We start from the raw sequence: 24,625 nt of genomic DNA on the forward strand, positions 1-24,625 counted from the left end.
AACTGTTTCTCACCAGCCCTTTACCGCAAGCGAAACGCCATTGAGCGGATGTTTTGCCGCCGATCTTCAGCGTCCAGCGTGCCTCCGTATCCTTCTGCGCCGCCTTCGCTATTGCGCTGTTTGGGAGCTGGGACCAGCGAGTCATCGATGTTTTGCCCCGCCATCGGGATATAGCCCTTCTTCTGCAACTGCCAATCGAAGGCCTTTACCCCCCGCTTGAGCGTGCCCGTTTCCGGCAGCCGATTGTGAAAATGCCGGATGGTATTTTCATCCGGCGTGCAATCTCCCAGCAAAAACCCCAGAAACTGCCGCCAACTCATCCCGGATCATAAACTCCGTCCGCGCATCCGACAGAGTGTGCGGCGCCTGCAAGATCAAGATTTTTGACCTGTTCCCGGCAACACCACCAGACCGCGTTCAGTTCAACTGGAACCCCACCCTCTGCCGGGCGCAGGATGCGCCATAATCTTCGTAAAACGGCTCTTCCTCATTCGAATATCCTCGTTCGAACGACCGGGAAAATTCTACCCACACTCCCCTGCGGTCAAAGGGGGATTACCTGTGAACCAGTACAAAAGTTTTTTAACGCCGATATTTAAAGATAATCTTGGAATATAAATATATTGATGCTCGTACATCATACAGGTGCGATCTCACAGCGGGGCGGGCTTGCCCGTCCACACCGTTGTTAAATCGAGAATCGACACAGAGCCAAAATGGTCTGAGTCTAAAAAAGAGTAGGGAGGGTATGTCGGGTATAATTTTTCTAAGCCGCTGCATTGATGGGCTAAATGAGCGTATCGGAAAGGCCGTATATTGGCTTTTATTGATGGCCGTTATTGTTTGTACGGTCAATGCCCTCGTCCGATATAGCTTGGACATGAGCTCAAACGCTTGGTTGGAGCTGCAATGGTATTTGTTCTCCAGCGTGTTTTTGCCTGCTGCGGGCTATACGTTGCTCCGCAATGAGCATGTCCGTATTGATGCGATCTCCGGTCGGTTCGGCCCCCGGGTGCGGGCGTGGATCGATATTTTTGGAACTCTCATTTTTCTCCTGCCGGTTACGCTCATCGTTTTTTGGCTCTCTTTGCCCATGGTGTGGGAGTCGATCGTCAACAGCGAAATGTCGAGCAATGCCGGTGGCCTGCTGCGCTGGCCGGTAAAAATTATGATCCCGATTGGTTTCTTGCTTCTGTCTTTGCAGGGAATCTCTGAACTCATCAAGCGCGCGGCCTTTCTACAAGGATTGCACCCGGATCAGGGGGAACGGCAGGCCCACACCTAGCCCTTCCCCAACCGTTGATACGGAGCGCGCGCGATTATGACTCAGCTTATCATCGATAACCTAGCTCCCCTCATGTTCGGGGGGTTGGTTCTATTTTTGCTACTCGGATATCCAGTTGCCTTTGCCTTAGGCGCAAACGGGTTATTATTTGGCTTCCTGGCTATCGAATTGGGGATGATCCCCCCGCAACTGCTTCAGGCGATGCCCGAGCGTATCTTTGGAATCATGACCAATGACACGCTCCTCGCCATTCCCTTCTTCACGTTTATGGGCTTGATTCTGGAGCGATCTGGAATGGCCGAAGATCTTCTCGACACGATTGGGCAGCTCTTTGGCACGATCCGGGGCGGGTTAGCCTATGCCGTGATCTTTGTTGGGGCGCTGCTGGCCGCCACCACCGGCGTCGTTGCCGCCTCGGTGATCTCCATGGGGCTTATCTCGTTGCCGATCATGCTGCGGTATGGCTACAACCGTAGCCTTGCTACTGGCGTTATTGCGGCTTCTGGCACGCTGGCTCAAATAATTCCGCCGTCCCTCGTCTTGATTGTGATGGCGGACCAATTGGGTCGCTCGGTGGGCGATATGTATGAAGGCGCGCTGTTTCCAGGCCTTCTGCTCGTCCCGGCTTATGCGGGTTATGTGTTTCTGATCACTTTGATCAACCCTAAAGCGGCACCGGCGCTTCCACCCGAGGCCCGAACCCTGCGCGGGGCTGATTTGCTGAAGCGGGTGCTTCTGTCCCTCATGCCGCCGCTTGTGCTGATCTTCCTGGTTCTCGGTACAATCTTTATGGGTATCGCAACGCCCACAGAGGGCGGCGGCATGGGAGCCGCAGGGGCGCTCCTTCTCGCACTGATGAAGCGCAAACTGAGCCTCTCGCTCTTACGCGAAGCGATGGATAAATCGGCGAAACTTTCAACCTTCGTTATGTTTATCCTGATCGGCTCTACGATTTTCGGGCTGGTCTTCCGCGCGGTGGATGGGGATATCTGGGTTGAACATTTGCTGACCAGTCTTCCAGGGGGGCCGATTGGTTTCTTGTTTGCCGTGAATTTGCTGTTTTTCGCACTGGGCTTCTTTCTGGACTTCTTCGAGATCGCCTTCATCTTGGTACCGCTCGTAGCCCCGGTCGCCGAGAAAATGGGGATCGATTTGGTGTGGTTTGGTGTCATGTTAAGCATGAACCTTCAAACCTCGTTCCTAACCCCACCCTTCGGTTTCGCCCTGTTTTACCTGCGTTCCGTTGCGGTGAATAACGAATATACGGACCCCGTAACCAAACGACGCATCGCGCCTATCACAACGGCTCAAATCTATCGTGGTGCTATCGCCTTCATTATTCTTCAGGCGATCATGGTTTTTGTCGTCGCGTTCTGGCCTGAATTGGTCCTGAGCAATATACAAGGGACCACGAAGTTCGACCCGAGTACAATTCAGATCGATGTGCCGCAAATGGACTACACCGATCCGCCGCCTATTGAGTTCAAATAGGTCTTCCTCCGCCCGCCCCTACCGACGTTTGGGGCGGGCTTTTCTTTCGGAAAGCAGCGCGAGTAAACCTTGAGGGGCGCCAAGGACGATTGCCATCAGCGTCAGTCCCAACCCCGCCCCCCAATAGGCCAAAACATCGCGCAACCCGCCACAGAGTGTCCGTCGTCAAATCGGCACAGTGATAGAGGGACAATAAATCCGTCACGAATCCGATGGGCCCCAGACGAGGCTTGCTCCCCTCCAGGAGGTTTGATACCCACGAAGAGATGTCATTGGTCCGCCCCCTACTTGCGCGTTTAACGCCGCTGCTCCTCAGCCTGACCATCCTGGTTCAGGCTTTGGCAGGTGGGGCTTTGTCGGCACCACCGACGGGCGGAACCAGTCTTGATGCCGCGCTGGCTGTTCTGTGTACGCCTAGCGGGGTACAAGATCATCCCGACGGGTCGGCTGTGCCGCACGATCGAAGCTGCTGCCTCCTGCACTGTCGGCTCGATCTAACGGGGGGTACACCGCTCTCGGCGGCGCTCCATGTCGGAATTATTCGCTTTGCCGAAAGGGCCGACGCGCCTGCGGTTGCAGTTGCGGCCCCCCGCGTCCGGCCTGCCTCGAATCACACGCCGCGCGGACCACCCGCCGCCTGATACGAAGACTTGGGTTTCACGCCTCCCAGCCCTTGCAGGGTGGCTTTTCCGTCTCGTTTCAGGAATTTTCCATGTTGAACCGCCGTTCGTTCGCTGGCCTGCTGGCTGCCGCGACGCTTGCCCTGTCCTTCCCGGCTCTGGCCGAGCCGATTACCCTGACCGATGCGCTTGGGCGCAGTGTGACCCTCCCTAAACCGGTCGAACGGGTCGCCCTTAACTTTAACTTTGAAGAATTTACCGCCATCGCGGGGAAAGAGGGCTGGCAGAAGGTCGTCGGTATTTCCCGCGCGCCGTGGGAAGGCTGGCGCCCGGTGATTTTCGCCCGCTATAGCGCCGTCATCCCCAATCTCGCCGCGATGCCCGATATTGGCCATTCCGACGATGGGACATTCAGCGCCGAGAAGATCATTTCCCTGCGCCCTGATGTGCTGATCATGGCCGAATGGGCCTATCAGACCCAAAAAACGGCCCGCGACCAGATCGAGGCGGCGGGTATTCCCATCGTCGTGATCGACTATAACGCCCAGCTTCTGGATCGGCACGTCGCCTCCACGCTCGCCATCGGCAAGGTGATGGGAACCGAAGCGCGCGCCCAAGAACTCGCCTCCCTCTATAAGACCCAGTATGAAGATATTTTGGCCCGCGTTGCCCGCGCCAAAGGGCCGAAACCGAAGGTCTATGTCGAGCTCGGCCAAGCCGGGGCGGAAACCATCGGCAATACCTATAATGGCACGATGTGGGGGAAGATTCTGACCACGCTGGGAGCGGAAAATATCGCTACCGGCAAAATCCCCGGCCCTTGGGGGCCGCTGGCCGCCGAAGCGGTGATTGCCGAAAATCCCGATGTGATTTTCATGGCCGGATCGTCCTGGGTCGGGCGTCCGAAAGCGGTGCGCACGGGCTATGATACCCCTGTTGAAACCACCCAGGACAGTCTGAAACAATATCTCGGACGCCCCGGTTGGGATGGGTTGAAAGCGGTAAAGGCCAGCCAAGTCCATGCCATCGAGCATGGCCTGTGCCGCACGCTGTTCGATTATGTCGCCATGCAGTATATCGCAAAGCAGCTCTATCCCCAGGAATTCGCTGATGTCGACCCGGCGGAAGCCTTTCGGGCCTATCACGCGAAATATCTACCGGTAGCCTATAGCGGCACCTGGATGGCCCGCGTAACCCCGTAACGCTGTCGCCCCGGCAGTGCTCGCTGCCGGGGCCTTCCCTTGGGGGAGAAACGCCATGACCGCTGCTCTTTCGGTTGCGGCAACCTATCGGCGCTTGTCGGCCCGGCGCGGCCTTGTGCTGGGGCTGGGCAGCGCGGCCTTGCTGCTCAGCCTTATCCTCGATTGTGTCACTGGCCCAGCGTTGTTGCCCGTTCGCGCGGTCGCCGAGGCTATCTTACGCCTGACGGAAGACCGCACCGTCGATGCCATCGTTTGGCGTATCCGCCTGCCTGCCGCCGTTATGGCGGTGCTCGTTGGGGCTGGCTTAGGGCTATCGGGCGGGATCATGCAAACGATCCTGAATAACCCGCTGGCCTCCTGCTACACGCTGGGGATATCGGCAGGGGCAGGGTTCGGGGCGGCGTTGGCGATTCTGCTCGGCCTACTGCTGCCGGTACCCGAGGCCTATGCCATTCCGCTGACCGCTTTTCTGTTTGCGGGTGTGGCCTGCCATGCGGTCTTCATGATTGGACGGATGAAGGGGGGCGCTGCCGAGATTCTCGTGCTGGCGGGAATCGCGCTCTTATTTCTCTTTCAAGCCCTTCTGTCGCTGCTGCAATTTCTGGCGGCGCCCGAAGCCTTGCAGCAGATCGTCTTCTGGCTGTTCGGGAGTTTGCAGAAGGCGACTTGGCCAAAAACTGGGATCGTCGCCGCCGCCTTCGTCCTCTGCCTGCCGCTTATCGCTCGCGATGTTTGGCGGTTGATGGCGATGACCTTGGGCGATGCGCGCGCTGAGGCCTTGGGGGTAAAGGTCGGGCGGGTGCGGCTGCGCGCCTTCGCCCTCATTTCAGTGCTGACCGGGGCATCGGTCGCTTTCGTTGGAACCATTGGTTTCGTTGGGTTGGTCGCCCCCCATATTGCGCGGATGTTGGTGGGGGAAGATCAGCGCGGCTTTCTACCAGCCTCGGCCTTATTTGGGGCGTTACTGCTCTCCCTCGCCTCGGTCGCCAGCAAGATCGTCATTCCTGGAGCGGTCTTTCCGATCGGCATTGTCACCGCCCTCATCGGCGTGCCGTTTTTCCTCGCCCTTATTTTGCGGTTTCGCGGGAGGGGCGCATGAGCCTGACGGCCAAAAATCTGCGCGTCTTCTACGGAAAACGCCTAACAGTCGATCTACCGGATTTAACCGCTGGGGCGGGGGAGATTCTAACGATTCTTGGCCCGAACGGCTCGGGCAAATCGACCCTGTTGAAGGCCCTCGCGGGGGTTATCCCGGCCGCGGGGCGGGTGGCCCTTCAGGGGGTACCAATCCCATCCGGCGCGCTCGGTTATATGCCGCAGGATAGCGGCCCGTTCAGCGGGTTGACCGTCTTGGAAATCGTGCTGCTGGGGCGGCTCGGGCGGCTCGGGGCGCGCATCACACCCGATGATCTTGCTGCCGCCGAAGCCGCCCTTGACCAGCTTGGTCTTTTGGCCTTGGCCGACCGCCCGGTTGGCGGGCTCAGCGGCGGTCAGCGCCAATTGGTGTTTCTGGCGCAAACCCTCATTAAGCAGCCGCAGATTCTGCTGCTCGACGAGCCGACGAGCGCGCTTGATCTGCGGCATCAACTGACTGTCCTCGACACAGTGCGCCGCATTACCCGCGCCCAGGGCCTCGTGACGGTGATTGTGCTGCACGATCTAACCGCTGCCGCCCGCTTCGGCGACCGTACGGCGCTGCTGAAAGAGGGGCGGCTCTGGCAGATTGGCCCGCCCGCCGAGGTTTTGACCCCGGCAAGCCTCGCCATGCTCTATGGCATCGAAACAGAAATTCTAACCGATAGCGCCGGGTATCAGGTTGTCGTGCCCCTGCGCGCCCAAACCCTTGAAAGGAATTCCCCATGCGCATAACCCTTGCGTCGCTTTTGCTCGCGACCGGCCTCGCCCTCAGCGCTGCCGCGCAGGAAACCCCGGTCATCCTAACTTTCGCGGCCCAGATTGGCGGCGAGCCCTTCCGGTGTGGCGGCGCTTATGCCGATATCGGCACGACGAAATCGACCGTCACGCCGTCGGACTTCCGCTTTTATGTCTCCGATGTCGCGTTGATCCGCGCCGACGGCACCGAACAGCCGGTAGCGCTGACCCAGGACCAGAAGTGGCAGTATCAAACCGTCGCGCTCCTGGATTTCGAGGATAAAACCGGCCCGTGCAGCAATGGTACCGCCGATACCAATGCAAAGGTGGTCGGGTCGGCCCCGGCAGGCGCCTATACCGGCGTGGCCTTTACCCTCGGCGTGCCCTTTGCCCTAAACCATGCCGACGCGACCCTGGGCGCCTCGCCGCTTAATCTCTCCACACTGTTTTGGAATTGGCTCGGCGGGTATAAATTCCTGCGCATCGATATGGATACGTCCGGCGGTGCTCAGGCCGGTAAAGATCGCGGCTTCGTCATTCACCTCGGCTCTACCGCCTGCCAACCCGCCGGGGCGCACGGCGGCGGGATGCCCATGGGCACCGCCGGGGGACATGGCACGCCGAGCGGCGCGGCGATGCAGCCCGCGCAATCCTGCGCCAACCCCAATCGCGCCCGGGTTGTTCTACCGGGCTTCGATCCGGCCAAACAGGTGATCCTTGCCGACCTCAAAGCGCTGTTATCGGAAACCAATATCGATGTGAACCAGCCGGAAAGCGCCCTTGGCTGCATGTCGGCGCCGAGCGATGGCGACTGCCCCGGCATTTTCCGCGCCTTGGGCCTGCCGGTTGGTGGGCAGACGGTCCCCCAGCGCTTCTTCAAGGCTTCATAGCATGGGGAAGTGGGCACGCGCCGCGGCCATAGCCGTACTGGTTCTCACGGGGACAGCAGCGGCGGAGACGCCCTGGGTTTGGGATCTTCCCGCCTGGGTTCCACGCCCGCGCGTGCCCGCTGACAATCCGATGACCGTGGAAAAAGTCGCCCTAGGGCGGCAGCTTTTCTACGACACGCAGCTTTCAATCAACGGAACAGGGGCCTGCGCCACCTGCCATATCCAAGCGAAGGCATTCACCGATGGGCGCCCGGTCGGCATCGGCGTGACTGGCGAAAAGCATGTTCGCAATAGCATGGGCCTCGCCAATGTTGCCTATGTTCCCGTGCTAACCTGGGCCAATCCGCTGCTGCATTCGCTCGAACAGCAAGCCCTTGTACCGATGTTTGGGGAACATCCGGTGGAACTTGGGCTGGCCGGGCAAGAAGAAGCCCTCTTTGCACGCCTTACCGCCGATCCCCGCTATCCGCCGCTCTTCAAGGCCGCGTTTCCGGCCCAGGATGGGGCCATCAGCCTGCGCTCGATCACCCAGGCGTTGGCGAGTTTCCAGCGGAGCATCACGTCGTTTAGCAGCCCCTATGATCGCTATCGCTATGGCGGTGAAGCGTCGGCCATTTCGCCCGCTGCCAAACGGGGAGAGGCGCTCTTTTTTTCCGAACGGCTGGAGTGTTTCCATTGTCACGGCGGGATTACCTTCTCCAACGCCGTCACTCATGAGCGCATGGCCTTCGTCGAAGCCGGTTTTCATCAGACCGGGCTATACAATATCGACGGCAAGGGCAGTTATCCCGCCAATAATCCGGGTGCGGTCGAGGTGACGGGCCAGCCCGAGGACATGGGGCGTTTTCGGACCCCCAGCCTGCGTAATGTCGCCGTGACCGCGCCTTATATGCACGACGGCAGCATCCCCACCCTCAATACCGCCCTCGATCATTACGCGCGCGGCGGGCGGGCGAGAAGCGCCCAGACCGATCAATTGATCGTTGGTTTTGCCCTCTCAAAACAGGAGAGGGCCGACCTCATAGCCTTTCTGCGCAGCTTGACCGATCAGCGGCTGCTGACCAACCCGGCCTATGGACCTCCTGGCGGCTGACGAGCAATACCTGCTTGAAGGGCCCGCAGGGAAGGCCCCTCCTTTGCCTCAAGGCGCCCCAACGGCTTAACCGACTCCCCTTGGCTATTTGCACCACTGACGGCCCTAGACGTGATTGACATTTCCGCAACCGCCGAAGAAAAACAGTTGCTAATAGATCTCGCCGAGAGACCTTGGGTAAGGTGCTTTGGTTATTGTCCGAGGGCATTTCCGGAAAACGACCAGATTGTTCTGACAATGGGCGAGTTTTATGTCGAGCTTGACGAAACGGGAATTTATTTTAGGCATTTAGCGGGTGATGAATCGGATATTGAGTATGAGCGGTTTACAATCTACGCTTCACCCAAGAGCCACGCTGAAAAGACGCTAGAGCTAATTGAGTCGTATATTTTAGAAATAACGCTCAGATCGAAAAATCTTATAAAGAAAGAAAAAATGTCTATCTTGGGATAGCATAGGATGGATTTTTTCGGATAATTGTCTTTAATATAATTAAAAATACAATGTCTGGCGACGAATTATTCATTAATAAATTTGGCTGATGTTGTATTGTAATGTGCGCCCGTGCTTGGTTAAATGTCTGTATAAGCTTTCTGGCGATCAGCATTTTGATGCGGGACAATTTTATCAAAAAGGGGAAATAATTTTATGCTTTTGAGAAGATAGAGTCTCTATGGCGTTGAATAAAACCGGCCGCATCCGTATTTAAAGGGCGGTCCATTGTTTCAGGCGCGCCCGCTCTCCCCGGTGGGCGGGATCTCTTGAAGTCAAAGCCTAAGCCAGAACGGCGATAGTCCTGAGAAAAAAAGGCGCTATGGGGATCGGTGTCTCGCTGGCTGGGGCCTATTGTATCTCCAATGTTTTCAAATGAACGATTTTTATCCGGCAAGAATGTTCATTTGATCGTAAAAAACCTGAAACACGCCCGAGTTACCCTTTCATTCGAAAGGAAACCGGATGCTCAGCCTCGAACCGCGCAGCCAAGCCATTCTTGAAAAAGTCCGCACGGAAGGGTTTCAGCCTATTGAAACCTTGGCGGCGCTCTTTGGCGTTAGCAGCCAGACCATCCGCCGCGACGTCAACGCGCTCTGTGAAGATGGGCTGTTGCTCCGCCGCCATGGTGGCGTTGATGTACCGCCGCGCGCCAATCCGAACCTTCTGTACGAAGACCGACAGATTCTAAACCTAGACGCTAAGCGCCGGATCGCCGCCCGGGTAGCGGACGCCATTCCGGACGGGGCTTCGCTGTTTCTCGGCATCGGCACGACGCCCGAACAGGTCGCCCACGCGCTGCTCGGGCGAACGGGGCTAACGGTCATGACCAACAATCTGAATGTGGCGCTGGTTCTGGCGCGGAGCGGTTCGGCCAGTGTGTCGATTGCAAGCGGCACCATCCGCCCCCACGATCTTGATGTCGTTGGGCCAGACGCTGCGCAGTTCTTCGATAAATTTAAGGTCGACATTGCCATTTTTGGCGTTGGCGGCGTTGACGCCGACGGTAGCCTGCTTGATTTCTCTGCCGACGAAGTCCAAACGCGACTGCGCATGCGCGCCAACTGCCGCCGCAGCTTTCTAGTGCTTGACCATAGCAAGTTCGGCCGCAACGCCAGCGTGCGCGGCGGTCAAATCGCGGATGTTTCCGCCGTTTTTACCGATGCCCCCCCTCCTCCCGCCATCGCCGACCTGCTTGTGGCGAGCGATGTCGCTCTGACGCTCGCCCCCTGAACTTGGAGACTGCTATGACCTCTTTTCTCTCCCGCCGCGCCTTCGGTACGCTGCTGCTTCTGCCGCTCCTCACCGCCCCTGTGCAGGCCGCCGAACAGGCCGTTTGCTACAATTGCCCGCCGGAATGGGCTGATTGGGGGACGCAGTTGAAAATGATCCAGGCGCGTCTTGGGATTACCGTACCGCCGGACAATAAGAATTCCGGGCAAGCCATTGCCGCGATGATCGCTGAAAAGGCCAAACCCGTCGCCGATGTCGTCTATCTCGGTGGCATTGCCGCCGGGCAGGCCATTGATGCCGACATCATTGCTGCCTATAAGCCCGCGCAGTGGGATAAAATCCCCGCCGATCTCAAAGATCCCGAAGGCCGCTGGTTTACCATTCACTCGGGCACGCTCGGGCTTTTCGTAAATACCGCCGCTCTCGGCGGTAAGCCGGTGCCGCAAAGCTGGGCGGACCTTAAAAACCCGATCTATAAGGGCATGGTCGGCTATCTCGATCCGACCAGCGCCGCAGTTGGGCAATTAGGCGTTATGGCTGTGAACCTTGCTCTCGGTGGTAGCTACGAGACGATCGACAAGGGGATCGGTTTTTTTAAGGATCTGCAGAAGAACGACCCGATTGTTCCGAAGCAAACTTCTTATGCCCGCGTGATCTCCGGCGAAATTCCCATTCTTATCGATTACGACTTTAACGCCTATCGCGGCAAATATTCGGATAAAGCCCCGGTCACTTTTGTTATCCCGTCCGAAGGAAGCATAACCTTTCCTTACATTATGGGTCTCGCCAAGAACGGGCCGAACCCCGCCAATGGCCGCAAAATCCTCGATTTCGTGCTTTCGGATGAAAGCCAGGCGCAATGGGGCAATGCCTTTTTGCGGCCCGTTTTTACGGAAAAACTTTCGGCGGAAGCCGCCGCAAAATTCCTCCCTGCAGCCGATTACGCCCGCGCTAAGCCCGTCGATCTCGGTAAGCTTGGCCTTGCCCAAAAGAGCATCGTCGAACGTTACAAAAGCGACGTGAACTAATCCACGGCCGGCGGGCACAAATTGTGCCCGCCGATCTGCGCTGTTTTCGGAGACGCCCGGATGGCCCTTCCCCGCTTGCTGCTGCACCATCGCTTGGTGCTACTGGGCTTTACTGCCCCGGCGCTGACCGTGCTCGGCGCGTTTTTTCTTCTGCCGCTCGGGCATTTATTGCTCGTCGGGGCAAGCGGGCCGAAGGGCCTTGCCACATATGCGGCCATTTTGAGCGAGCGCGCTTATCTGGGAAGTCTCGGGCAAACTATGCTGGTCTCCGCCGTAACCACACTGATGACGCTGCTAATCGCTGGGGTTGTCGGAGTGTTCTTGCAGCGCAATCGATTCGCTGGGCGCGGGCTGCTCCTGGCGCTTTTAACGTTCCCGCTGGCTTTTCCCGGTGTTGTCGTCGGCTTTATGGTGATCATGCTGGCGGGCCGACAGGGGCTGATCGGCCAGGTGAGCCTTTGGATGACCGGTGAGAAGCTGGTTTTTGCCTATTCAATGGCCGGCCTGCTGATGGGGTACGTCTATTTCTCCCTCCCGCGGACACTGCTGACCGTCATGGCTGCCGCTGAAAAACTCGATCCCAAGCTGGAAGAAGCCGCCCGCTCCTTGGGGGCGGGGACGGCCCGTGTTACGTGGGATGTGCTGATGCCAGGGCTGAAACCGGCCCTCATCTCCTCCGGCGCGCTGTGTTTTGCGACTGCTATGGGCGCCTTCGGGACCGCCTTTACTCTTGCCACGCGGATCAATGTGCTGCCGATGGTGATTTATACCGAATTTACTTTACAGGCGAATATGGCGCTTGCCGCCGCGCTTAGCCTTATCCTCGGGCTCGTTACCTGGGGCATCCTTGCCCTCGCGCGTACGGCCACCGGGGACAGTGTGGCAGCGGGAGCCTAAGGCGATGAAGCGCCGTTCTTTATTCTGGGTACAACTGGCAGCCACGCTATTCGCTTGCGCTTTCGTGACCGTACCGATTCTGCTCTCGCTCGCGGCGGGTGTGACCGAGGATTACCGTATCGGCCTTACCAGCGGTCTTACGCTGCGCTGGGTTGAGAAAGTCATGCTGGAGTATGGCGGCACGATTCTGCGCTCCGTCGGCCTTGCCGTTGCCTGCCTCGGCGTAACGTTGGTGATCGGCGTCCCCCTCGCCTATGCTTTGGCACGTAGCGGCCAACGCTGGACGCGCTGGGTAGAAGAACTGCTGATGCTGCCCGTCGCCATTCCCGGCCTAGCCACGGCACTCGCCCTGATTTCGGCCTATGGCACCTGGGGCGGTTTGCGCACATCGAGCCTGTTTATCCTGATCGGGCATGTGCTGTTCACGCTGCCGTTCATGGTGCGCGCGGTGTTGGCGGTCTTGACCGCCATTGATCTTAAAACGCTGGAGGAAGGGGCTGCCAGCCTGGGCGCCGGGCCTTGGCAGCGCTTCACCACCATCGCCCTGCCCAATGCGCGGGGCGGGATTCTGGCGGGCTCCCTCATGGTCGTCACCCTGTCGGTCGGCGAATTCAATATGACGTGGCTCCTGCATACACCCTTCACCAAAACCCTGCCGGTCGGCTTGGCCGATGCCTATGCCTCGCTGCGGCTTGAGATCGCGAGCGCTTATACGTTGCTGTTTCTTATGCTCATTATGCCGTTGCTACTGGGATTGCAGTGGGCGGCTAAGCGCCTGGAGTCCCGCCCATGACCCGCATCGCCCCTGCGCCTCTCGGCATCCACCTGACGCACTGCGGCAAACATTTCCCCGATGGTACCCAGGCGTTAACCCCACTCGATCTTGACATTCACCCGGGTGAAACCCTGGTGCTGCTCGGCCCCTCCGGCTGCGGTAAAACAACCTTGCTGCGCCTGATTGCGGGGTTGGAGAGTCCCGACGCGGGCGGGCGCATTCAGTTCGGTGGGCGCGACGTCACTGCCCTGCCCATCGAAAAGCGCCAGGTAGGGATGGTGTTTCAATCCTACGCGCTGTTCCCCAATATGAGCGTGCGCGGTAATATCGACTATGGCCTGCGCGTGCGTGGCGATACTCTCACGAAACGCTGCGAAAAAACGGATGAGATGCTCGCGATGATGCGCCTCACGCCCCTCGCAGACCGGCGCATTGATCAACTTTCCGGGGGACAGCGGCAGCGCGTTGCCCTTGCCCGCGCCCTTGCTGTCGATCCTGCCGTCCTGCTGCTCGATGAGCCGCTGACAGCACTGGACGCCAAGCTGCGCGATACGCTGCGGACCGAGATTGCAGCGCTGTTGCGGCAGGTGCGCGTTACTGCGGTTTTCGTTACGCACGATCAGGCCGAAGCGATGGCCCTCGGCGACCGGATTGTCGTCATGTCGGCCGGCAAGATTGCCCAGATTGGCAGCCCGCGTGAGATTTATGCCGCTCCGGCCTCGCGTTTTGTGGCCGACTTCATCGGGACGCTTAACATCCTCCCCGGACGGAAATCCGGCACGCTCTGGGAAACGCCGCTCGGCACCCTCCCCTGGCCTGCTGCCCCGCAGCAGGGGGAGGCGCTGTTCCGGCCCGAAGCGGTTCGGCTTGACCCCACCGGCCCCTTGACCGCGACCGTCGCTACCCGCTTTTTCGTGGGCGATCGCGTGCGTCTGCTGTTCGACGTGCCGGGTCAGCGCCCAATCGCACTTGATGCCCCCGCCCATAACGAGAGTGAGGCCGGTGATAAGCTATGCTTCACGATCGCCCCCGAACATCTCTTCGCCTTGCCGGAAACCGCCTGATGCTGATCGCGCAAATCACCGACCTTCACGTTAAAATTCCCGGCAAGCTTGCCTATGGCCGGGTCGATACCGCTCGGTTCATGGCTGACTGCATCGAAAGTCTGCTGGCCCTGAAAGCCATACCAGATGTGATCTTAGCCACGGGCGATCTTGTGGATTTCGGCGATCCGGAGGAATATCGACACCTACGCACGTTCTTAGACCGGCTGCCGATGCCGATCTATTTGGTGCCTGGGAATCATGATGGCCGCGATACGCTGCGCGCGGCGTTCCCCGACCACGGCTATTTACCAGAAAGCGGCTTTTTGCAGTGGGTGGTGGACGATTATCCCGTCCGCCTGATCGGGCTGGATACCCTCGTGCCAGGGGAGAGCCGTGGCGAACTCTGCGCGGAGCGGCTGGCTTGGTTGGAGGCAACCCTTTCTGCAAGCGACCGGCCAACGCTGATTGCTATGCACCACCCGCCGTTTGAGACCGGTATTGGTCATATGGACCGGATTGGACTAACGGGGGCCGACGCTTTTGCGGGGTTACTGGCGCGTTTTCCGCACGTCTGCCGGGTGGTCTGTGGCCATCTGCACCGCCCCATCACAACGTTGATCGGGCGTGCAGTCGTGTCGACCTGCTCTAGCCCGGCCCATCAGGTCACCCTTGACCTCAACCCTGATGCCGAGAGCTGCTTTACGTTGGAGCCGCCCGGCTTTGAGTTGCATCGCTGGACCGGGGGAGGGTTCTTATCCCATCGCGCCGCCATCGGCGCATTCCCTGGCCCGTTTCCTTTCTTCGATCCCTCCGGGGTTCTGATCGATTAGACCGGTTCCCCCTGTGGCCGTCGAAGGCGATGTTGTGCCAAGGTCGATGCAAAAGGTGCGGTTAGGCAGGGGAAACTTTGTTAAGAGACCCTGGTGAGTTCGCTAACCACTGCACGGATTTGATCAAGGCCGGGGCGGCCGAGCGAAGCGACTTCGGTGGCAAGCGCCCGCTGCTTGTCGATAGCGGCGTCGCGGTACGCCGCTTCCCCTTCTCGGCACAGGTGCGCAAGCTGGCTTAAGCCGAAGCTACCGAACAGGCTGGCCAGCGCGTGAACGGCTTGCGCCATGCCCGCAGGATTTTCTTGTGCCAGCGCCGTTTCAAGGCTGATGAGGCGGGTTTCGACGTCAATCTCGAAATCCTGCCAAATCGATAGCAGCAGGTCCTGGCCGACATTCTCAATGAGGTCGGCCAGGATCGCGCGGTCCACTGCCAGAATTTCGGTTGGTGCGGGTTCTGGCGGGGGAAAGCGGGCGGTGAAGCTCGCCAAACATTGTGCAAGCTGCTGGGGCCGAAGCGGCTTCGAGAGGACGGCGTTCATGCCCGCGCCCAGGTAGGTTTCGGCATCACCGGGCAAAGCATTGGCCGTAACCGCGATGATCGGCGTTTCGGCAAAGGCCATGCCCGAAGCACGGATATGCCGGGTGGCCGTGACCCCGTCCATCTCCGGCATCTGAATATCCATTAGGATGAGGTCATAGGATTTTCGCGATAGGGTCTCGATTACTTCGGTCCCATCCATTACCGTGTCGCAACTATGACCCTGTTTTTCAAGAACCCCGCGCAGGACTTTAAGATTAGTCTGATTATCGTCAGCGACCAGAACCCGCAGCCCCGTTTGGGCCGATGGAGGATCGGCGGGCAGGCTGACGTTGGGGCGAGCGTCCGTTGAGACGGGCAGCGGCAGTTGGAAGCTAAAGCTGCTGCCCTGGCCCTGCACGCTCTCTACCCCAATCGTGCCGCCCATTGCCGTTACAAGACGACGACAGACCGCGAGCCCTAAGCCCGACCCGCCGAACTGACGATGCGTATGGGTTTCCGCCTGTTCGAATTCTTGAAAGAGACGGCCTAGGGCTTCCGCCGGAATCCCAATACCGGTATCGGTGACCGAAAAGCTAAGCCACCCATTGCGCAAGGGGGCAATCGCGATGGTCACGGTCCCAGTCAGGGTAAATTTGACCGCATTGCCGACGAGATTGAACAGGATTTGGCGCAACCGCCCCTCGTCACCCGCAAGCCAGACAGGCGTTTCTGGGGCAATATCAACCCGGAGCGTCAGGCCCTTCTTGTGCGCATCCGCCGAGAGCAGGTCGACAACACTGCCGACTGTCTCGGTCAAATCAAAGGCGATGGTTTCGATCTGAAGCTTGCCGGCTTCGAGGCGCGAGAAATCTAAAATATCATTGATCAAACGCATCAGGGATTCGGCGGAATTCTGAATAAGCGCCAAGGTTCGGCGGTGCCCGGGATCGGGAAGGGTATCGGCCAGCAGCCCGGTCATGCCCAGAATGCCGTTCATCGGGGTTCGGATCTCGTGGCTCATCTGGGCCAGGAACTGCGATTTGGCCCGATTGGCATTTTCGGCTGCTTCCCGGGCTTTGCGCAGCGCGTCGGTCTGCCGCCGCAAGACTTTCAGATTGCGCCCCATGACAGTTCCCGCCAGCAATACAACCGCGATAACGAGAACGCTGGCCCCACCGATCAGTACCATATCGCGCCGCCAGTTTTTCAGTACCTCGCGCTCGTCAAAGCTGACCGTGACGACGATGGGCCAGCGGCGGGTAACTTGAAAGCTGGTCAGAAAGGCCGTATCGCCGGAACCGCTCTCTAACCGATAGAAACCTCGTTCCTGATTTGGCAGAAAATCAGAAAAAATCGGGGCGGAGACTTGTATTCCTACCTGTTTATTATCGTCATTTAACAGGAGAAGCGGTTTACCATCATACCGAAAAACACGAATGTTGACCTCATACTCGCGTCGAATTGAAAAATATTGCAACTGTAAGGCATCGCTATTGATCATGGCGACCGTGACGCCGCGCAACTCGCGGGTCGGTCCGCGGTTCGCAAAGGCAAAGGGGATAAAAGTCTGGTGGCTATCAGAACTGCTGACCGCCGCAAACGATCGTTGAGGAATGGGGAGTCCTATCGCCCAATCTTGATAGGGCTCATTCTTCAACGTTTCAAAAAAGTCGAGCCCCTCAATATTCAGACCAACATCACTTTGGGCAATACTGCTGGAGACAATGAGACCATTCGCATCAATGTATGTAACGCCTCGTATGAACTCATTGCTGCGAATATTATCTTGCACCGAGCGGGTGTTTTCTGCATTTTTTTCCGATAGAACGGTTGCTACCCCCTTTGTAATCACTGAGATATTTTGAAAAGTCTGCTCAATCTGCTCGCGCAGCAAAAGCGCCAGCGACTCCGATAGGCGGGTTGTTTCATCCAGCGCTTGCTTCCGGCTGAGATAGCTCGTTGCCGCCACCAACAGCAGGATCAACAGCAGAATAATCGGTGCGGTAAACCAGAACAGGCGCGATAGCCGAACAATCTGCCGCCGACTGCCGCTTAACGGGTCGGCACGCTCTGTGCTGTTGGCTATCGGGAGAGCCGCTTTCAGTGGCGCTTGTTCCATGTTTCTCCAAGTTGAAAGGTAACGGTCATGCGCACACAAGATCATACTTTCCACTGCCGACCGGCGCCCTGCAAGGCTGCCGTGATGGCTGCGACGGCTTTTGTCATGGGGGCGTTGCTGATTTCTCCCGGCAATGTCTATGCCAATGATGGGCGGGTGGAAAAAATAACGTCGGCGAAAAAATTGCGAGTCTGCATATGGCCAGCCTATTATGGCATTACGTTTCGCAACAATCGCGATTTCCAGTTGCGGGGAATCGACATCGATATGGCAAAATATCTAGCAGATGATATGAAGGTTACTGTCAGCTTTATCGATAGTTCTTTTCCAAGTTTCATGGACGACTTGGATGCAGATAAATGCGACATTGCTATGTTTGCGATTGGTCAGACCGAAGCGCGACGCGCACGGGTCGACATGACCGAACCACATTTGCGGTCTGGGATGTATGGTGTGACGACTAAGACGAATTCTGCCATCCAATCCTGGGATGATCTCGACAAAAGTGGGCGGGTTCTGGCCGTCCAGAAGGGTACCGTGATGGAGCCCTATATGTTGCAAAATGCGAAGCAAGCTGAGATTCGCGTTATCGTCCCGCCCGCAACGCGCGAGGAGGAGGTTCTGTCGGGCCGTGCCGATGCATTCCTAACCGATTATCCTTATTCTCGTTGGATGCTGGTTCAACACGATTGGGCGCGGGTAGTACCGCCGCTGTCGCCGGTCAACCCGGTGGATTATGGGTTTGCGGTCAAGAAGGGCCAACCGGAGTGGTTAGCTTATGTGAATGCTTTCATCCGCAAAACCCGTGCGGATGGCCGGTTGTTGAAAGCTGCAAAGGCTAATGATATGGAGCCTATTGTTATTCTGAAATAGGCTGCACAGGTCGCGATCCCATGCGCCCCCGCCGTGACCGGTGGGGGCTTTTCCATGGTGGCCTGAGCGAGACGCACTTGCGCCTTAGTGAGGCGCGGATTTGTGTCGGCTTTTGCGGCGGCGCAACACATCGCCGATGTGCGCTTATAGATCAGGAGACCCGCGAGATGAAGACGCATACCGAGGATTTTAGCGCGAGCCGGTGCAGATTGCGCTGATGAGCAGCCTGTCCGTGAGTGCGTGGCGGCAACCCCCAAACCAATGCAGGTTATTATTGCCGAAAATAGTGGGAGCCGCTTGACCCGCTAACCGTTAACGCCGCCGTAACAGCGCCGATCTCAAGAAAAAGTCGCTTAACCGGTTGGCGAGACCGGGAAAAAGCCGCCGCAACCGCCGCGCTTCCCGAGCGAACTCTTCCCCCAGGGTTGGAAACGCGCGGTCATTCAGTACGAGGCCCGCGATATTGGCCCCGGCTAACCGAAACTGCTCTAAGGCTACCTTAGCTTCAGCTTGGGTCGTTACCGCACTAAGGCCGATGAGAATGGCCGCGTCGCAGGCGCCCGCGATGCGGTCAGCTGGGATATTGCGGCCATTCACCAGATTGGCCGGCGACGTATCGACAAGGATGACCTCATACTCGGCCAATTCCTCTCTCAGTAATCGGGAGAGTTGCCGTCCTTCGCGAAAATCAATCAAAGTATCCCGCCCCGAAACCGGCGAGGAGGGCGCCGGCACCAGGTCGAAGCCACGATTATCGGCTGAGGGCTGCAAAACATTGGCAACGGAGCGATCCCCAGGCCGCCACGATGTATCAAGCGCGCGGATAATTGGTCGATGCAGGTTGAGGTCGAGATAAATCGTCCGCAAGCCCGCTGCCGCCGACCGTGCGGCAAGCGCCTGGGCGAGGGTTGTCGCCCCATCGCCAGGCCGAATCGCCGAAACCGAAACACTGCGGGCCCCGCGCCCAATGGTGCGCCCGTAAATCGCCTCAAGCTCCTGATAGGTCGGGCTGAGAGAAATCATAATCCCCCCCGAATAATCGCGAAGATCGAGAGAACGGACACGGCATCGCGCACGCCATCCATGAAAATTTTCCAATCGGACTGGGCGATCGAGGGAACATAAACCGTGTCGCCCGGGCGAATGGTGGGGAGCTTGGTCACATCGCCCGTTTTGGCGAAGGCCACGAGATCAAAGGTCCGCGCTTGATCTTGGCAGCACCCGAGATTTACGACGACGATCTTTTCTTGATAGGCATCGCTGAGCGGCCCGCCCGCTTCGGCCAGCAAATCGAGCAGGGTCATTTCGTCGTTAAACCGATAGCGCCCCGGTTTGCCGACCGAGCCAATGACGCGGACGGTGTTTTCCTTGCTCTGGTCCAGCCAATCGCCGTTGCGGTCGGGCACGAAGATAACGTCGCCCGGTTTTACCACCGGTAGCAGGCTGGGGTCGCCCGTTTCAAGATAGCGCGAGAAATCGAGTTTTGTAATGCGCGCCGCCCCCTTCGGGCTATCGCGGTGGGAAATGCGGATGTTCCGCAGATCGGCCCCGCTGGTCGGCCCGTTCGCGGCAGAAAGAATATCCATAAAGCTAAAGTTCTCGCTAAAGGCATATCGCCCGGGGGCGCCAACCTGCCCCATGATGTGGATTGAGCGGTCGGACGCTTGCCGCGTCCATTGGGCTTTATTGTCGGACGGGTCTTGCGGCAGTTCGGGAACCATGATCACGGTCCCGGCCTGGATACGGGGCACGGCGGCGAGATTACCCCCTTGGTCAAGGAAGGCGGCAAGATCAAAAATCTCGGGCTGAGCATTGCCGGTGCGCGTGCGCACCACCTGAACATGGGCAATATCGGCGCGCGCGGTTGGCCCTCCGGCCTGCCCCAGAAGATCGAAGAAACTCATTTCATCCGACCATTCAAACCGCCCAGGCTTATAGACGGCGCCCAGAACCTGCACCGCGCGCCCCGGGGCGATTTTCAGCCACGAGGGTTCGTTGGTGTCCATTTTTTCGGGAACGAAGATAGCATCCCCGCCGCGTACCGGCGGTAAAGGCGCTGCGGCTGGGTTTTCGGTATAAGCAGCAAGATCGACAAGATCGACCCGCCCATCGGCGCGGAGCAAACGGATCTGCCGGGTATCGGCAAAGCGGGTCGGCCCGCCCGAATTGGCAAGAATATCGATAAAGGTCGCACCCGGCTTCCCATCGAAGGCGCCCGGCTTGGCGACTTCACCCATGACGTAAACCGTCTGCGCCCCCCGGCGGATTTCCTCCATCTGCTTCGGCACAAAAATCGTCGCGCCGGGCTGAACGTCGGGCAAGGTCGAACGGTCACCCGAATCGAGATAGGCCTGAAGATTGAAAATAACCGGCTTGCCTTGGTTGATGATGCGGATCTGTTCGACGGCGGCGTAGCGCGTGACACCGCCCGAGCGCATCAGCATATCGACGACATTTACCCCAGGCTTGAAGGCAAAAGTAGCGGGGGTATTTACCTCGCCAAAGACCTTCACAGCCGTCCGTTCTTCGGCACCGTCCCCCGCCGCCGCCAGGGTCCGACCGTCAAAATCGATCTGCACATTGCCTGTTAGCGGCGAGGCGGGCACGAAGATCGTATCGAGCGGCTGCAATTCGGGCAGCAGGCTGGGGTCGCCACTGTCGAGATATTTCTTATAGTCAAAACTCACCGACTGCTTCCCGCGCCGAACCTGTACTCGGTCAAGCTGCGCCCCCTGACTCAGTCCGCCTGCGGCGTTGATCGCCATCTGCACCGTCGCTTCGCCGGGCAGTTCGACCGGCCCCGGCGTTTTGACATAGCCAAGCACAGACACCAGCAGGCGCCGCTCCTTCAGGACCACCGTCAGACGATCAAGATCGCGGAAGGCCTTGCCAAGCCGCTCGCGCACAATCCGTTCGGCCTCGGCGGGGCTTTTTCCGGCCAATGCAATCGCGCCGACTTCGGGCAGGGTAACGCGGCCCTTGCGATCAATCTGGAAATCCTTGCTTAGCGCCGCTTCGCCCGGCAGCGAGACCGTTAGAATATCCCCGATCCGCAGCGCGTCCTCTTGGGCGCGCGCCGGTAGCATGGCGCAGAGCATAACCAGGGCAAGCACAAGGCAACGGATCATTGGCGTTATCCTCAGCGAGGGACAGAGGCGAGAGCTTGGTCCAGGGTATCAAGCTCGCCCCGCAGGCGTCCCAAAGTCGTATTCATATCGTCCAGCAAGCCCGATGCGGCTTCCCGTTCGGCCCGGGCCAACAGGATTTCGGACTGGCGCAGGCGGCCTGGCGCGAAAAGGCGTGCATGCCCCTCCCGCACCGCCGCCATTCGGGCACGTGCGTTTTGCAGCGCTTCAGGAATCTCGGTTGCCCGCGCAGGGCGGTAATGACCGATGTCGCCGCCCCGCGCTTCCGGCGGCCAAGACGGGCCGCCGCAGGCCCCAAGAAGGGCGCACGCAATCACGACGAGTGGGGCGGCGAAATCCTGGGACTGCATGACCGCCTCAAAGATTAATCGAGGCGGAGGTCATCGGGATCACGCGCGGCACGCGCAAAAACTCCAGCAGCCGCGCGGGCTGGCCGTTGGCCCCGACCAAGGTCAGGCCGAGTTTACGGGCCAAAAGACGCTTATACAAAAAGACGATGGCGCCCACGCCCGAGCTGTCGAGGAAATCCACCTCGGTCATATCCAGTTCAACGGGAACATCGCCATTGGCCAGCGCTTCCAGGTCCGACCGCAGATTGGCCGCCGCTTCAGCATCAAAGGCGCCGCGCAGGAAATAAGTGTGGGTCATGAGAACATCTCCAGTGTGAGGGACGGTCTCACAACGGCAAAGGGCGTGCCGTTATGCCAAATGGCGGTTTTTGGGCGCTGGCCAGCGAATTACCCTTAAAGTACCGCGCCAACTTGCAATCTGCAATTGCGGCCTGAAAGGGACGTTGCATTTTGCAGTCCACACGGCCACAGAAAGGCCGCGAGCGTGCGCCCGATGGGCTGGCACGGCGGTTGCCATCCGAGAGCATCGACGTTTTTTTCGGAGCCTCCCCATGGCCGCCCCCCACCGTCCCCATCTTGTTCACATCGTCCAACATCTGGCGCCGGGCGGGATTGAGGCGCTGGTTCTCGCCTTAACGGCGACACCGGCCCATCAATCAACGATTATCAGTCTTGATGGGTCCGTCGAGGCTCTGGTGCGACAATGGCCGCGCCTGGCGACCGTCCGCGGTCAGCTAATCGCCCTTGAGAAACCGCCAGGGCTGCGTCCGGGCCTCATCCTTAAGCTGGCTTGGCACTTGCGCCGAATGAAGGCGACCGCCTGTTTTACCCATGGAATTGGCCCGCTCGTCTACGGCGCTGCGGCCGCCCGGTTGGCGGGCGTTCCGCACCGGATCCACGTTGATCACGATAGCTGGAGCCTTGAAACGAGCGCGATGCGGCGGTTGTATCGCTTCGGTCTTGAGGCCGGAAAGCCGATCCAAGTTGCCGTGACCGATGCCATCAGCACCGCGCTGAGGGCTTGGACAGGACGGGCGCCGACGGTTGTCTATAATGGGATCGATACGCGCCGCTTCTGCCCCGTAGCGGGTCAGAACGAGCGGTTGGCGCGCCGGGCACAGCTCGGGTTACCCCGCGATGCCATTCTTATCGGCGCAATCGGGCGGCTTGAAATGGTGAAGGGCCATGATTTGCTTATTCAGGCACTTACCCACTTGCCCGCCAACTGCCATCTCGCCCTTGCCGGCGATGGCACCCAACGCATGACCCTGGCGATGGTGGCGGAAGAGTTAGGAGTTACGGAGCGGGTTCATTTCCTAGGCTTGCAAGACGATCCGGCTGTTGTCTTGCAGGCGCTTGATGTTTTCTGCCTGCCATCCCGGGCCGAGGGGCTGCCGCTTGCCCTGCTCGAGGCTTTGGCCTGTAGCCTACCCGTCGTCGCAACGGCGGTCGGCGGCGTGCCCGCAGCGCTCCCCCCCGGCGCCGGGATCGTCGTTCCGTCAGAAGACCCGACCGCGCTAGCGGTGGCACTGCAGGCGGTACACGACCTCCCCCCAGTGGCCCAGCGCCGCATGGGGGGCATTGGTCGCTTATTCGTCCTCGAACATTATTCCCTCGAAAAAACCCGGGCGGCCTATGACCGCCTTGCCCTTGGGGAGGCGGTGTAATGTCTTTCGCCCTCGAAGCCCTAACCCTGACCGCAGCGGGCTTAACTGCCTATCACCATGCGGGATATGCACGCTTGCTCCGGGTTCTCACCCGGCAAAAAACCCATCACTTGCCGCCAACACCCGCAGAGTTCCCGAAAATCTCTCTTGTTATTCCGGCTTACTGCGAAGAAGCGCATATTGCGGCAAAAATCGCAAATTGCGATGCGCTTCTCTATCCGGCGGATAAGCTGGAAATCGTCATTCTCGACGATGGATCGCCCGACCGAACCGCCGTGCATGCCGCCGCCGCGATCGAGCAGGCCGCGATGGCCCGATCCTGTTTTCGGCTCATCCGCTTTCCTGAAAATCGCGGAAAAGTTGCCGCGCTCAACAGCGCTATGCCGCTCTTAACGGGCGAGATCGTCATGTTCAGCGATACCTCGGCGCTTCTATCGATCGACGCGCTGTACCGTCTTGCCGCGTGGTTTAACGATCCCAGCGTTTCCCTGGTTAGCAGCAGCTATCAGCTCTTAGAAAACCCCGGCGCGGGGGAGGGTCGCTGGTGGCGCGGGCAGACCGAAACACTCTACCGGGAATCGCTTCTCGCCGCGCCAATTGGGGCGCATGGGGCGGGGTTTGCCGTGCGCCGACAAAGCCTCGCGACGTTACCCGCCGACACGGTAAATGACGATTTTATACTAGCGATGACGGCCATCCTAAAGGGCGGGCGCGGTGTTTATGATCCCGAGATAACCAGTTTGGAACTGGAAGCAACGGCGATTGCGCAGGACTTTCGCCGCCGAATCCGCATCGGGACCGGCAACGCGCAGCAGCTTGTGCGATTGCGCGGGCTTTTGAACCCGCGCCGTCCGGTGCTGGCCTTTCTATTCTTATCGGGCAAGGCGTCCCGACCGCTGATGCCGTTGATTATGCTGACCGCGCTTCTCGGTGCGGCCGTCTTGGCAAGCGAGGGCAGCCTGTTCTTCGCTCTGCTCGCCGTGGCCCAAACGGCGGGCTATGCGCTCGGCCTCGCCGCGCCTGCCCTTGCCAAACTCCCAGATGGGGGCGGGCGGTTGGGCCAGGGCGCCAACGCGATCCATTATCTGATCAAGGGCCATGTGGCTGGCCTAATTGGTGCAATGCGCTTTCTGCTGGGGCGGCATCGACGCCCGTGGCGGCGCGTTTCCCTCCCCTCCCCCTCTTCCAAATAGGTG

24 protein-coding genes are annotated in these 24,625 nt (G+C 59.1%); 18 read left to right on the forward strand and 6 right to left on the reverse strand.

What is annotated here, in order from left to right:
• Positions 1-20: 20 nt before the first annotated feature.
• Complete coding sequence (locus CHR90_RS00415; protein WP_229671617.1) at positions 21-320, reverse strand: hypothetical protein; 300 nt, start codon at positions 318-320, stop codon at positions 21-23.
• Between the two features lie 509 nt (positions 321-829).
• On the opposite strand from CHR90_RS00415, the gene CHR90_RS00420 reads away from it, so the two are divergent.
• The 15 genes from CHR90_RS00420 (at position 830) to CHR90_RS00485 (ending at position 14,754) form a co-directional block, all read left to right on the forward strand.
• The gene (locus CHR90_RS00420) at positions 830-1,285 is read left to right on the forward strand and encodes a TRAP transporter small permease subunit (protein ID WP_229671615.1); all 456 of its coding nucleotides are present in this window, start codon (positions 830-832) and stop codon (positions 1,283-1,285) included.
• 36 nt (positions 1,286-1,321) lie between these two features.
• Positions 1,322-2,776, forward strand: coding sequence for a TRAP transporter large permease (locus tag CHR90_RS00425; protein ID WP_094406602.1), 1,455 nt, complete (start codon positions 1,322-1,324; stop codon positions 2,774-2,776).
• Between the two features lie 272 nt (positions 2,777-3,048).
• A complete protein-coding gene (locus CHR90_RS19055) occupies positions 3,049-3,417 on the forward strand; it encodes a hypothetical protein (protein WP_141210831.1) in 369 nt (122 codons plus the stop codon).
• A 71-nt stretch (positions 3,418-3,488) separates the two neighbouring features.
• Positions 3,489-4,598, forward strand: coding sequence for an ABC transporter substrate-binding protein (locus CHR90_RS00430; protein WP_094406604.1), 1,110 nt, complete (start codon positions 3,489-3,491; stop codon positions 4,596-4,598).
• A 55-nt stretch (positions 4,599-4,653) separates the two neighbouring features.
• Entirely contained in the window at positions 4,654-5,697 is a 1,044-nt protein-coding gene (locus CHR90_RS00435) for a FecCD family ABC transporter permease (protein WP_094406606.1), read from the forward strand.
• Positions 5,694-6,467: an ABC transporter ATP-binding protein gene (locus CHR90_RS00440; RefSeq protein ID WP_094406608.1), complete on the forward strand. Its 774-nt coding sequence runs from the start codon at positions 5,694-5,696 to the stop codon at positions 6,465-6,467. Before CHR90_RS00435 ends, CHR90_RS00440 begins: the two co-directional genes overlap by 4 nt.
• The gene (locus CHR90_RS00445; RefSeq protein WP_094406610.1) at positions 6,458-7,360 is read left to right on the forward strand and encodes an MbnP family copper-binding protein; all 903 of its coding nucleotides are present in this window, start codon (positions 6,458-6,460) and stop codon (positions 7,358-7,360) included. The genes CHR90_RS00440 and CHR90_RS00445 overlap by 10 nt, the downstream gene beginning before the upstream one ends.
• Before the next feature lies 1 nt (position 7,361).
• Positions 7,362-8,453: a methanobactin export MATE transporter MbnM gene (locus CHR90_RS00450; protein ID WP_094406612.1), complete on the forward strand. Its 1,092-nt coding sequence runs from the start codon at positions 7,362-7,364 to the stop codon at positions 8,451-8,453.
• A gap of 111 nt (positions 8,454-8,564) precedes the next feature.
• The gene (locus CHR90_RS19060) at positions 8,565-8,906 is read left to right on the forward strand and encodes a hypothetical protein (RefSeq protein ID WP_141210832.1); all 342 of its coding nucleotides are present in this window, start codon (positions 8,565-8,567) and stop codon (positions 8,904-8,906) included.
• A gap of 504 nt (positions 8,907-9,410) precedes the next feature.
• Positions 9,411-10,178 (forward strand): DeoR/GlpR family DNA-binding transcription regulator, encoded by a 768-nt coding sequence (locus CHR90_RS00460; RefSeq protein WP_094406616.1) that lies wholly within the window; start codon positions 9,411-9,413, stop codon positions 10,176-10,178.
• A gap of 14 nt (positions 10,179-10,192) precedes the next feature.
• The gene (locus CHR90_RS00465) at positions 10,193-11,206 is read left to right on the forward strand and encodes an extracellular solute-binding protein (protein ID WP_094406618.1); all 1,014 of its coding nucleotides are present in this window, start codon (positions 10,193-10,195) and stop codon (positions 11,204-11,206) included.
• Positions 11,207-11,266: 60 nt separating this feature from the next.
• Positions 11,267-12,103, forward strand: a complete 837-nt coding sequence (locus CHR90_RS00470; RefSeq protein ID WP_094406620.1) for an ABC transporter permease — start codon at positions 11,267-11,269, stop codon at positions 12,101-12,103.
• 4 nt (positions 12,104-12,107) lie between these two features.
• Positions 12,108-12,896, forward strand: coding sequence for an ABC transporter permease (locus CHR90_RS00475; RefSeq protein ID WP_094406622.1), 789 nt, complete (start codon positions 12,108-12,110; stop codon positions 12,894-12,896).
• Positions 12,893-13,942, forward strand: coding sequence for an ABC transporter ATP-binding protein (locus tag CHR90_RS00480; RefSeq protein ID WP_094406624.1), 1,050 nt, complete (start codon positions 12,893-12,895; stop codon positions 13,940-13,942). Before CHR90_RS00475 ends, CHR90_RS00480 begins: the two co-directional genes overlap by 4 nt.
• Positions 13,942-14,754 carry a phosphodiesterase gene (locus CHR90_RS00485; protein ID WP_094406626.1) on the forward strand — a complete coding sequence of 271 codons (813 nt, stop codon included), beginning with the start codon at positions 13,942-13,944 and terminating at the stop codon, positions 14,752-14,754. The genes CHR90_RS00480 and CHR90_RS00485 overlap by 1 nt, the downstream gene beginning before the upstream one ends.
• Before the next feature lie 80 nt (positions 14,755-14,834).
• Here CHR90_RS00485 and CHR90_RS00490 read toward each other — a convergent pair whose 3' ends face one another.
• Complete coding sequence (locus CHR90_RS00490) at positions 14,835-17,393, reverse strand: hybrid sensor histidine kinase/response regulator (protein WP_170941232.1); 2,559 nt, start codon at positions 17,391-17,393, stop codon at positions 14,835-14,837.
• Between the two features lie 84 nt (positions 17,394-17,477).
• On the opposite strand from CHR90_RS00490, the gene CHR90_RS00495 reads away from it, so the two are divergent.
• Positions 17,478-18,266 carry an ABC transporter substrate-binding protein gene (locus tag CHR90_RS00495; RefSeq protein ID WP_229671614.1) on the forward strand — a complete coding sequence of 263 codons (789 nt, stop codon included), beginning with the start codon at positions 17,478-17,480 and terminating at the stop codon, positions 18,264-18,266.
• Positions 18,267-18,578: 312 nt separating this feature from the next.
• On the opposite strand, the gene CHR90_RS00500 is transcribed toward CHR90_RS00495, so the two are convergent.
• The 4 genes from CHR90_RS00500 to CHR90_RS00515 are packed head-to-tail and all read right to left on the reverse strand — an operon-like array spanning position 18,579 to position 22,060.
• A complete protein-coding gene (locus CHR90_RS00500) occupies positions 18,579-19,289 on the reverse strand; it encodes a P-loop NTPase family protein (RefSeq protein WP_094406630.1) in 711 nt (236 codons plus the stop codon).
• Positions 19,286-21,394 (reverse strand): SLBB domain-containing protein, encoded by a 2,109-nt coding sequence (locus CHR90_RS00505; RefSeq protein WP_094406632.1) that lies wholly within the window; start codon positions 21,392-21,394, stop codon positions 19,286-19,288. The genes CHR90_RS00500 and CHR90_RS00505 overlap by 4 nt, the downstream gene beginning before the upstream one ends.
• Positions 21,395-21,405: 11 nt before the next feature.
• Positions 21,406-21,762 (reverse strand): hypothetical protein, encoded by a 357-nt coding sequence (locus CHR90_RS00510; protein ID WP_094406634.1) that lies wholly within the window; start codon positions 21,760-21,762, stop codon positions 21,406-21,408.
• A gap of 7 nt (positions 21,763-21,769) precedes the next feature.
• Entirely contained in the window at positions 21,770-22,060 is a 291-nt protein-coding gene (locus CHR90_RS00515; RefSeq protein ID WP_094406636.1) for an STAS domain-containing protein, read from the reverse strand.
• A gap of 253 nt (positions 22,061-22,313) precedes the next feature.
• Here CHR90_RS00515 and CHR90_RS00520 point away from each other — a divergent pair, with 253 nt between their 5' ends.
• Together CHR90_RS00520 and CHR90_RS00525 are read left to right on the forward strand one after the other, a co-directional pair.
• Positions 22,314-23,429: a glycosyltransferase gene (locus tag CHR90_RS00520; protein WP_094406638.1), complete on the forward strand. Its 1,116-nt coding sequence runs from the start codon at positions 22,314-22,316 to the stop codon at positions 23,427-23,429.
• Positions 23,429-24,622: a glycosyltransferase family 2 protein gene (locus tag CHR90_RS00525; protein WP_094406640.1), complete on the forward strand. Its 1,194-nt coding sequence runs from the start codon at positions 23,429-23,431 to the stop codon at positions 24,620-24,622. The genes CHR90_RS00520 and CHR90_RS00525 overlap by 1 nt, the downstream gene beginning before the upstream one ends.
• Positions 24,623-24,625 lie beyond the last annotated feature (3 nt).

The sequence above is a fragment of the Elstera cyanobacteriorum genome, assembly GCF_002251735.1.
Lineage (GTDB): Bacteria > Pseudomonadota > Alphaproteobacteria > Elsterales > Elsteraceae > Elstera > Elstera cyanobacteriorum.